Annotated in this window: 7 protein-coding genes and 1 pseudogene; 3 read left to right on the plus strand and 5 right to left on the minus strand. The window is 69.7% G+C overall.

Annotated features, from left to right (window positions below; translation table 11 throughout):
- Positions 1-41 precede the first annotated feature (41 nt).
- Entirely contained in the window at positions 42-1385 is a 1344-nt protein-coding gene (locus F3T56_RS39900) for a M6 family metalloprotease domain-containing protein (protein ID WP_149830362.1), read from the minus strand.
- Between the two features lie 308 nt (positions 1386-1693).
- On the opposite strand from F3T56_RS39900, the gene F3T56_RS39905 reads away from it, so the two are divergent.
- Positions 1694-3631: a putative bifunctional diguanylate cyclase/phosphodiesterase gene (locus F3T56_RS39905; RefSeq protein WP_149830363.1), complete on the plus strand. Its 1938-nt coding sequence runs from the start codon at positions 1694-1696 to the stop codon at positions 3629-3631.
- Positions 3632-3638: 7 nt separating this feature from the next.
- On the opposite strand, the gene F3T56_RS39910 is transcribed toward F3T56_RS39905, so the two are convergent.
- The 3 genes from F3T56_RS39910 to F3T56_RS39920 form a co-directional block, all read right to left on the minus strand.
- Entirely contained in the window at positions 3639-4727 is a 1089-nt protein-coding gene (locus F3T56_RS39910) for an LLM class flavin-dependent oxidoreductase (RefSeq protein ID WP_149830364.1), read from the minus strand.
- A gap of 254 nt (positions 4728-4981) precedes the next feature.
- On the minus strand, positions 4982-5713 hold the full coding sequence (locus F3T56_RS39915) for a maleate cis-trans isomerase family protein (RefSeq protein WP_149830365.1): 732 nt from the start codon (positions 5711-5713) through the stop codon (positions 4982-4984).
- Complete coding sequence (locus tag F3T56_RS39920; RefSeq protein ID WP_172639366.1) at positions 5710-6519, minus strand: maleate cis-trans isomerase family protein; 810 nt, start codon at positions 6517-6519, stop codon at positions 5710-5712. Before F3T56_RS39920 ends, F3T56_RS39915 begins: the two co-directional genes overlap by 4 nt.
- Positions 6520-6742: 223 nt before the next feature.
- Between F3T56_RS39920 and F3T56_RS39925 the strand changes: the two genes are divergently transcribed.
- Both F3T56_RS39925 and F3T56_RS39930 read left to right on the plus strand, forming a co-directional pair.
- Positions 6743-7699, plus strand: a complete 957-nt coding sequence (locus F3T56_RS39925; protein ID WP_149830367.1) for a D-2-hydroxyacid dehydrogenase — start codon at positions 6743-6745, stop codon at positions 7697-7699.
- A 17-nt stretch (positions 7700-7716) separates the two neighbouring features.
- The gene (locus F3T56_RS39930) at positions 7717-9120 is read left to right on the plus strand and encodes an amidase (RefSeq protein ID WP_149830369.1); all 1404 of its coding nucleotides are present in this window, start codon (positions 7717-7719) and stop codon (positions 9118-9120) included.
- 362 nt (positions 9121-9482) lie between these two features.
- Here the strand turns inward: F3T56_RS39930 and F3T56_RS48805 are convergent.
- Positions 9483-9728: pseudogene (locus F3T56_RS48805) on the minus strand (IS1380 family transposase); the annotation flags it as partial.
- Positions 9729-10080: the final 352 nt, after the last annotated feature.

Here is a 10080-nt window from a genome sequence, read left to right on the forward strand (position 1 = left end):
GACACGTAGAAGCCTCTCGCGGAAGCGAGGGGCTTCTTCCGTTATGTCGGAGGGCTCCATCCCGTCGCGATCTCCACGATCCACGCCCCGGACGGCGTACGGCCCTCCACCTCCACCCGTACCCCCTCCCCCGGCAGCGTGAAGCTCTCCCCGACCCCGACCGGGGCGTCCGCGAGCGGCGGATAGACGGAGTCCTCCCAGCAGGCCTCGGTGCGCGGATGGGCGTCGAGGACCTCGATGGGGCCGCTGCCGGACTCGGCGCCGCCGCGGATGCGGTAGACGAGGACGCCCTGGGTGCAGACGGAGTGATCGTTGCCGACCGCGCCCCGCGCCTCGATGGCGAGCACGCTGTCGGGACCGGTACGGATGACCGCCAGCTTCGTCCCCCGACCGGGACCGAAGGCCGGCGCCCCGGCCACCACACCACCGCCTACGCCGGCACCCGCACTCACATACGCCCCCGACAGCCCCGACTCCGACCCCGCCCCCACCGCCTCCAAGATCAACCGCGTACTCCCCACCCCCCGCACGCACCTCACCTGATGCGGCTCCAGCCAGCCCAGCTTCCACTTGTGCCAGGCGAACAGATCCGGGGCGAGGGCGAACTGGCTGCCCATGAGGTCCCAGTCGCCGACGTGAGTGTCCCAGTCGCCCTTGCCGTCGGCGGGACGGTGGTAGAGGTCGGGCAGGTCGAAGACATGGCCGGTCTCATGGGCGAGGACCAGGCGGTCCGGCGGGTGGTTCTCGAACACGGTGACGACCCGGCGGAGGTCCGTGTCGTCGACCTCCAGCGGCGTCTCGAGATTCACCACCTTCGTCGCGTCCGAGTCGACGCCGGGCGCGTGCGGGTCGGCGATGAAGTACACGATGTCGTAGCGGGAGAAGTCGATGTACGGATCGGCCACCGCGAGCGCGTCCTTCAGGTAAGCGGCACGGTCGGCCGCGTGCCAGTCACGTCGTATGGCGTACGCCGTCGACGGCTGCGGCATCCGCAACCACTCGCCGCGCGGATGCGGACGTAGCGCGAACTTGCCGTACGAGGCGCGTTCGAAGAACTGGCTGGTGGCGGGAAAGTGATCGGCGGTCAGCTCGGCCGGAGTGGTAAGGGGGGTCGCGTCCGGGAAAGAAAGGAACACCAGTACGGCATCGAGGTCACGGGTGGGACGCGGATATGCGGAGTTCCAAGTGTCCAGGCCTTCCGAGTGGTGCGCGTGGGTCCGCCGCAGCGCGCATGGCTCGGAGAGGGGTACGGCGACCGAGGGGGCCGCGATCAGCGAGGTGGCGGCCAGCGCGGTCAGCGAGGTCGCCATGGCCGCCGCCCTGCGCGGATCGGGGAGCTGACGCTGCACGGAGACCTCCGGATGCGGATCTTGGGGACACCGCATCCAGATTTTCGGAATTAGTAATACTTTGCCCTGTTTGTCTACACCGGAAGAGTGAGAGGCGGTCAGATAGTCGACAGGGACCGACGCCCCCGACACTCACGGAACGTCACAAGCGTCCACCCCACATCGACGTCTCGGAGAAGTCGTTCAGCTCGGGGCAGAAACGATCTGTCGGATCAGGTCGTTGTTCAGGGAGACTGGGGAGTGACTAGAAGGCCCTGGGGCCTGCCTCTATGATCGGCACACTTTCCTGCACGGACACGGCTTGAGAGATCCGTACGAAAACGAGTGCACTGCGGGAGCGAACGGTGAGCGGAACGTCCCAAGGGCCGGCGCCCGCGGTAGACCTCGTCCGGCCGGCGATTACAGAGCGTCACGTCAATGGTACGGTTCAGTCGTCGGCACCCACATCGGCATCGACACAGGCACCCACACCGGAGCACCCTGCCGCCTCCGACGCGCCCGCTGTTCCCGCCGCTTTCTCCGCTGCGCCGCTGGCCATGGCCGTCGTCGACCGGGAGGGGCTGGTCGTCACCGCCAACGCGGCGATGGGGGCGCTGCTCGGGGCCGCGGCGGAGACGTTGGCGGGGCGGGTCGCGGCCGAGTTGGTGGACCTGGCCTCGGACCCGCGCACCTGGCACGCGTACCGCGAGGTGCTGCGCGGGCGGCAGGCCCGGCTGCGTTGCACACGCCGGCTCAAACGTCCCGGCGGGACCTCGTTGTGGGTGCAGGTGTCGGTGGCGCCGCTGCCCGAGGAGGAGCGGGCGATCCTGCTCTCGGTCTCCGACATCAGCGACAACCGTCAACTTCAAGCCAGGCTCCGTCACTTGCAGATGCACGACCCGGTGACCCGGCTCCCCAACCGCGCCTTCTTCTTCGAACGCCTCGCCGCCGCCCTGGAGCGGGACGCATACGACGCCTACGACACGTACGACGTGGTCGGCACCGGCCGGATCGGCCTCGTCTATCTGGACCTGGACGGGTTCAAGGCGGTCAACGACACCCTCGGCCACCGCGTCGGCGACCGGCTGCTCGCGGCCGTCGCCGAGCGGCTCACCCGGTGCGCCGAGGCGGCGGGCCACACCCGGGTCTGCGCCCTGCCCGGCACCTCCGCCGGCGCGCCGCTTGTGGCCAGACTCGGCGGCGACGAGTTCGCCCTGCTGGTCGAGGACTCCACCGGCACCGAGCAACTCGCCGACCTGGCCGAGTCGGTCCTCAAGGCCCTGCAGGCCCCGTTCGACCTGGCCGGTCAGCGTCTGTCCGTCTCCGCCTCGATCGGGGTCGTGGAGCGGCAGTCGGCGAGTACGACGACGACCGGGCTGATGCAGGCCGCCGATACGACGCTGTACTGGGCGAAGGCCGACGGAAAGGCCCGCTGGACGCTGTTCGACCCCGAGCGAAACGCGCACCGGATGACCCGTCAGGCCCTGTCGTCCACCCTGCGGGCGGCCGTCGGGCGGGGCGAGTTCGTTCTGGAGTACCAGCCGCTGGTGGGCATGGCGGACGGCGAAGTGCGCGGGGTGGAGGCGCTGGTTCGCTGGCACCATCCGCAGTTCGGCGTATTGACGCCGAATCGGTTCATCTCACTTGCCGAGGAGGACGGTTCGATCGTCCAGCTCGGGCGGTGGATCCTCGCCACCGCCTGCCGCCAGGCCCGGCGCTGGCAGCTCGACCACCCCGACCGCGCCCCGATCTTCGTCAGCGTGAACGTCGCCGTCCGCCAGGTCTGGGACTCCGACCTCGTCGCCGACGTCGCCGAGATCCTCGCCGAGACCGGGCTCGCGCCGCACCTGCTCCAGCTCGAACTCACCGAGTCCGCGCTCATGGGCTCCGCCGGCCGCCCCCTCCAGGCCCTCAAGGCCCTCAGCGACATGGGCGTACGGATCGCCATCGACGACTTCGGCACCGGGTACTCCAACCTCGCGTACCTGAGCCGACTGCCGGTCTCCGTACTGAAGCTGGACGGGGCGTTCGTACGGGGGTTCCAGTACGGGACCCCGCAGGAGGACGAGGCCGAGGACGACGGCCAACCGAACCCGGCCGACGAGATCATCGTCGAGGCCCTCGTCCAACTCGCCCACCGGCTCGGGCTGACCGTCACCGCGGAGGGTGTGGAAACCGACGCCCAGGCCTCCCGGCTGCGCCGGCTCGGCTGCGACACCGGGCAGGGGTGGCTGTACTCCCGGGCGGTGTCGCCGGAGCGGATCGCCGAGATACTGGGGACGGCGGCCTGTCCTCGGGCCTGAACACCCCCTACTTCCGCGGCAAGTCGTAGGCGTCCGCGATCAGTTCGTACGAGCGCAGGCGCAGGTCGGCGTTGTGGGCGTGCGTGGTGAGCATCAACTCGTCGGCTCCGGTGCGCTTCTGGAGGTCGTCGAGGCGGGTGGTGACCTCGTCGATGCCGCCGTGGACGACGTCCGCGTTCCAGGAGTCGATGAAGTCCTTTTCGACCACGCTGAATTCGTACGCCTCCGCCTCCTCCGGGGTCGGGACGAGGCCGGGGCGGCCGGTGCGCAGGCGGACCATGTTCAGGGCGGCCGCCCTCACCTGGCGGCGGGCCTCCTTCTCGTCGTCGGCGGCCAGGGCCGAGACGCCGATCAGCGCGTACGGGGCGTCGAGGACCGCGGAGGGGCGGAACGACTCGCGGTACAGGTCGAGGGCCGGGATCGTGTTCCGCGCCGAGAAGTGGTGGGCGAAGGCGAAGGGCAGGCCGAGGGTGCCGGCCAGGCGGGCACTGAAGCCGGAGGAGCCGAGGAGCCAGATCGGGGGGCGGTGCGGGGACTGTACGCCGCCGGGTGAGGTGGCCTGGATCGGGCCCGGGACCGCGTGGATACGGCGGTAGGGGTGGCCGTCGGGGAAGTCGTCGTCCAGGAAGCGGGTGAGCTCCGCGAGTTGGTCGGGGAAGTCGTCGGCGCCTTCGTGGAGGGTGACCGTGCGGCGGAGGGCGGCCGCCGTGGGGCCGTCTGTGCCGGGGGCCCTGCCTAGGCCGAGGTCTATGCGGCCGGGGGCCATTGCTTCGAGTGTGCCGAACTGCTCCGCTATGACCAGGGGGGCGTGGTTGGGGAGCATGACTCCGCCTGAGCCGAGGCGGATGTGGGTGGTGTGGGCGGATAGGTGGGCGAGGATCACTGCGGGGGACGTTGATGCCACGCCTGGCATGGAGTGGTGTTCTGCGACCCAGTAGCGGTGGTAGCCGCGGGCTTCTGTCTGGCGGGCGAGGGTGACGCTTGTGCGGAGGGCGTCTGTGGCTGTGTGGCCTGCGCCAACCGTGACCAGGTCCAGGACGGAGAGGGGGGCGGGGGCGGTTCCCTTGGCTTCGCCTCGTATCTCGTCTGTGGTCACGGGGGTGCCTCCTGGGGTGGGGGTGGGGTGCGTTTTCGGGTAACAGGAGGATGACTCCGGTTATTCCCGCCCCGCCGTCCCTACGCGTTCCCATCCCCAGGGGCTGCCGCCCCTTCGACCCCGCCATGCCTTCCAGCTCGGTTCCATCGGGTCGTTGGCGGGTGCGGGTGGGTGGGGGCTTGTCGCGCCCACGCGGCGGAGCCGCAAATCGACACAGCCCCGCGCCCCTTACGGGCGCGGGTGCTGGTCTGCGGTTACACCTGCACGATTGGTTCCCTTGTGAACAACGCGCCCAGCTCCGGGGCGTTGACCCTCCTGTCTGTCAGCCTCAATGCCTCCCAGACTGAGACCTGGTTGGCCGTGAGGACTGGTTTCGAGAGTTCTTTTTCCAGGGTGGGGATGTGGGAAGCCGTGTGGAGGGCGGTGTCCGGGAGGAGGATCGCGTCCGCACGGTCGTGGTCGGCTGTGCGGGCGAGGGTGAGGATGTCGTCCAGGGTCCAGGTGCCTACCTCTGCCGCTGTGATGATGCCGGCGCCGTGGAGGGAGACGACCTCGACGCCGGAGGCGCCCAGGAAGTCCGCGAAGAGCTGGGCTACGTCGTCGGGGTAGGTCGCTGCCACGGCTACGCGGTGGGCGTCCAGCTCGCCGATCGCGTGGGCGAAGGCGAAGGATGTGGAGGAGGCCGGCATGCCGGCGGCGCGGGCCAGGGTGCGGATCTGGGCGTGGGCGCCTTCGTAGCCGTAGACGAAGCTGCCGCTGGTGCAGGCCCAGACGACGGCCTCCGCGCCGGCCAGACGGAGGGCCTCGCAGCCGGCGGCGAGGCGTTCGGGGGCGCCCATCTCACGGAGGGCGTCCACGCGGTGGGCGTCCTCGCCGATGTCGGTGTGCACGAGGTCCACCCGGATGTCGCTGCCCAGGAGTTGCTCCATGCGCGGGTAGTCGTCCTCGGCGGAGTGGCCCGGGTAGAGGAAACCTAGTGCGGTCATGCCCAACCTTCCTGTTCTTCCGGCAGTACCGGCGGTGGCGGAACCGGCCCCGCACCGAAGGACTGCCTGGCCGACTCGTCGAGCAGAGCCTGGTACGGGCCCACCGCCCGGGTACCCAGATGACGCAGCGCCGCCCACATCGTCACCTGGTTGGCCGAGAGCACCGGCATCCGCAGTTCCGCTTCGAGCTGGGGGATGACGTCGTACGTGGGGAGATTGGTGCAGGAGATGAAGAGGGCCTCCGGTGTGGTCGTACCGACCGCCTCGTGGGCCATGCCGACCACATCGCGGTACGGGACCTTCCAGATGTGCCGGACCAGGCCGAGCGAGCAGCGGCCGGTGACCCTGATGCCCGCCTCGGCCAGGTACTCCTCCAGGACCTGGGTCACCGAGACCGTGTACGGGGTGACCAGGGCGATACTGCGCGCGTTCAGCTCGGCGAGCGCGTCGAGTACGGCGCCGGAGGTGGTGACCGCGTGCGCCGCGCCGGCCCGGGTCATCGCCTCGCCCATGGCCCGCTCCCCGGCGACCCCGCCGACGAAGCTGCCGCTGGTGCAGGTGTAGGCCACGACCTCGGGGGCGACCTCGTTCAGCGCCCGTACCGCCTCGTGGAGCGTCTCGTGCTCCGAGACCAGACGGGCCAGGTCGAGGCTCACCTCCACCGGGACGTACGGCGTGCGGGTGAGATGCAGGGAGATGTCGTCCGGGACCCAGCGCCACAGTTCGCGATCGAGGGCGAAGTCGAACGGGGCGATGACCCCGACACCGCGCTGCGGCCCGGGTCCTCCGAGAAACGAGATGTTCATGGCAGCCACCAGCCTCACGGAGAGATATGGGTGGACGACAGACCGTACGCAAGTCCGTGTTGACGAAGGTAGGTTCGGGTGCGAGCGTGGTCAATCAGCCCATGTCAGACGCATCCGAGGGGCCGGTCGAGCCGTTCTCGCCCGCGGTTGAGGACATCGAAGGACGCTAAGAGACAGCCTAAAAGGACACCAAAGGACACACTACGGACAGGTTCCCCCCACTATGGCCTCAATGTCCCGACCAACCCTTCTCGTCCTCGACGCCGAGCCACTCCCCCGGCTCGGGCGGCTCACCGGGCGGGCGACGATCGAGCACGCCGACGCGTCCACGCTGGCCGCGCGGCTGCCGTACGCCGATGTGCTACTCGTGTGGGACTTCGCCTCCCGCGCGGTACGGGACGCCTGGCCGGGCGGCGGTCCGCGGCCGCGCTGGGTGCACACGGCGAGCGCGGGCGTCGATCATCTGCTGTGCCCCGAACTGGCCGCGTCCGACACGGTGGTGACGAACGCGCGCGGGGTGTTCGAGGAGCCGATCGCAGAGTACGTCGCCGCGCTCGTCCTGAGCATGGCCAAGGATCTGCCGCACACGCTGGAGCTGCAGCGGCGGCGGGAGTGGCGGCACCGTGAGGGCCTGCGGGTGGCGGGGAGCCGGGCGTGCGTGGTGGGGTCGGGACCGATCGGGCGGGCCGTCGCGCGGTATCTGAAGGTCATCGGGGTCCATACCGCCCTGGTCGGGCGGGTCGCGCGTGCCGGGGTTCATGGGCCCGCGGATCTGGATCGGCTGCTGGCCCGCGCCGACTGGGTGATCGCGGCGGCGCCGCTGACGGAGGCGACGCACGGCATGTTCGACGCGCGCCGCTTCGGGGTCATGCAGCCCTCCGCGCGGTTCGTCAACGTGGGGCGCGGGCAGCTCGTCGTGACGGAGGCGCTCGTGGAGGCGTTGCGGAAGCGGTGGATCGCCGGGGCGGCGCTGGATGTCTTCGAGCGCGAACCGCTGGGCCCGGACGATCCGCTGTGGGAGGTACCCGGGCTGATCGTCTCGCCCCACATGAGCGGCGACACCGTGGGGTGGCGCGATCAACTCGGCGCGCAGTTCGTGGAGTTGTACGGGCTCTGGGAGGCGGGCAAGCCGCTGCCCAATGTGGTCGACAAGCAGCGCGGGTACGTGCCCGGGCACTAGGGACTGTCTTAGGGGTTCTGATGGATCTCACGCGACTGACCGCCGTACGGCTCGTGGAGGGTTACCGGAAGGGTGAGTTCAGTCCGGTGGATGTGACCCGGGCGGTTCTGGAGCGGGCCGAGCGGGTGCAGCCGGCCGTGAATGCGTTCGTACGGCTCGATGCCGATACGGCGCTGGAGCAGGCCCGGGCGTCGGAGGCGCGGTGGCGGCGTGGGGAGCCGGTCGGGGCGGTGGACGGGGTGCCGGTCACGGTGAAGGACATCCTGCTGATGCGGGGTGGGCCGACACTGAAGGGGTCCAAGACCATTTCCACGGAGGGGAGTTGGGAGGAGGACGCGCCTTCCGTTGCGCGGCTGCGGGAGCAGGGTGCCGTGTTCCTGGGGAAGACCACGACTCCCGAGTTCGGGTGGAAGGGGGTCACCGACTCGCCGCTCAGTGGGGTGACGCGGAATCCGTACGACCTCTCGCGTACCGCCGGAGGGTCCAGTGGGGGTGCGGCGGCCGCCGTCGCGGTCGGGGCCGGGCCGTTGGCGCTGGGGACGGACGGGGGTGGCAGTGTGCGGATTCCTGCTGCCTTCTGTGGGGTGTTCGGGCTGAAGCCGACGTATGGGCGGGTGCCGCTGTATCCCGCGAGTGCGTTCGGGACGCTGGCCCATGTGGGACCGCTTACGCGAGACGCCGCGGATGCCGCGTTGATGCTGGATGTCATCAGCCGGCCCGACGCGCGGGACTGGTCGGCGCTCGGGCCGGTCTCCGGGTCGTTCGTGGACGCGCTCGGGGGTGGGGTGCGGGGGTTGCGGGTCGCGTACTCGGCTTCGCTCGGCGGGCAGGTCGCGGTGCGGCCGGGGGTCGGGGGTGTGGTGCGGCGGGCGGTGGAGGCGTTGGCCGGGCTGGGGGCGTATGTGAGTGAGACCGATCCTGATTTCAGCGATCCTGTGGAGGCGTTTCATGTGCTGTGGTTCAGCGGGGCGGCTCGGGTGACGCAGGGGCTGGGGGCGGGGCAGCGGGCGTTGCTGGATCCGGGGTTGCGGGAGATTCGGGGGATGGGGGCTCGGGTTTCGGCGCTGGAGTATCTGGCGGCTGTGGATGTGCGGATGGATCTTGGGCGGCGGATGGGGGCGTTTCATTCGCGGTACGACGTGCTGGTGACGCCGAGTGTGCCGGTGACCGCGTTCGAGGCGGGCGTGGAGGTGCCTCGGGGGGCGGGGTGTCGGCGGTGGACGGGGTGGACGCCGTTCACGTATCCGTTCAACCTGACGCAGCAGCCGGCTGCGAGTGTGCCGGTGGGGGTGGATGGGGAGGGGTTGCCGGTGGGGTTGCAGGTGGTGGCTGCTCGGCATCGGGATGATGTGGTGTTGCGGGTGGGGGATGCGTTGTATGAGGCGGGGGTTGCGGGGGTGGCTCCGCCGCGGTTGTCGTGAGCGTGTTGGATTCGCCCCCGCCGCCCCTGCCCTCGGCTCAGCGAGGCAGTATTCCAGAAAACTTACTCAGGCCTGGGCAAATAGCTGTGTCAGGTACGCGCGAGGCCCCGGCCTCCGTCGAGGGTCCGGCACCGTTGACGAATCCCGTAGGGACTCGGTAATTGGCAATTTCGTCTCGGTGATACGTCACAAACGGGGCGTATCACCGAGACGAATCCGCCAGTTGGCGCCCTGCGATCCGAACCGGCCATGCAACCCACTCAACCCCGCAGCCCAACGCGGACTTCTTCAATCGACACGCTCCCACCCACGTACCACCAACGACCTGGAGCCCGACACGTCCCCCAACCGATGCAGTACTAGCCGCTGTCGGCCGGCATCGCCGCCAACTCGGTGGCGATCTGGCCCGGATCATGTCCGGTCCTGTGAGGCCGAAGCGGCCTGAGAGCGGCGGAGTACGCGGCGGTCAGCCCGGTGGCATCAGCGAGATCCGCCAGCAACCGTGCCCCGGCATGACGGACCACCCCCGAACCGTCAGCACTGACCTGGATCTTGGGACGCAACCCGATGGCCTGCACGTGGAAAGTGCCCTCCGCCTGGACCGGCAGAACCCCTCAGCAAGGCTCATCGTCCCGGGTCAGGAAGGCACTTTCGTGTTTCCGCCTCAACGGCCGCCGTACGCGAACGAAACGCGAGGCTGGTCAGACTCAGGAAAGGCCGAGTGCCGCCGCAGCCCCCGGCCAATAGCTGACGATGCACTCGGTGGGCTCTCCTGTGTTGTACCCCTGCTCGAAGGCATCTTGCCGCTCATCGGGAGTACCGTGACTCACCACTCCCGGCGGGTCACCGATGGCCCGTATGGAGTCGATGGCCTCGTCGTAGTCACCGGGCTCTATTGATCAGAAACTCATGGGGTTCTCGTCCAGGACGTAGCGGACGTGCGGGCCGCCGAAGTAGCCG

The organism is Streptomyces tailanensis (assembly GCF_008386495.1).
Classification (GTDB): domain Bacteria; phylum Actinomycetota; class Actinomycetes; order Streptomycetales; family Streptomycetaceae; genus Streptomyces; species Streptomyces tailanensis.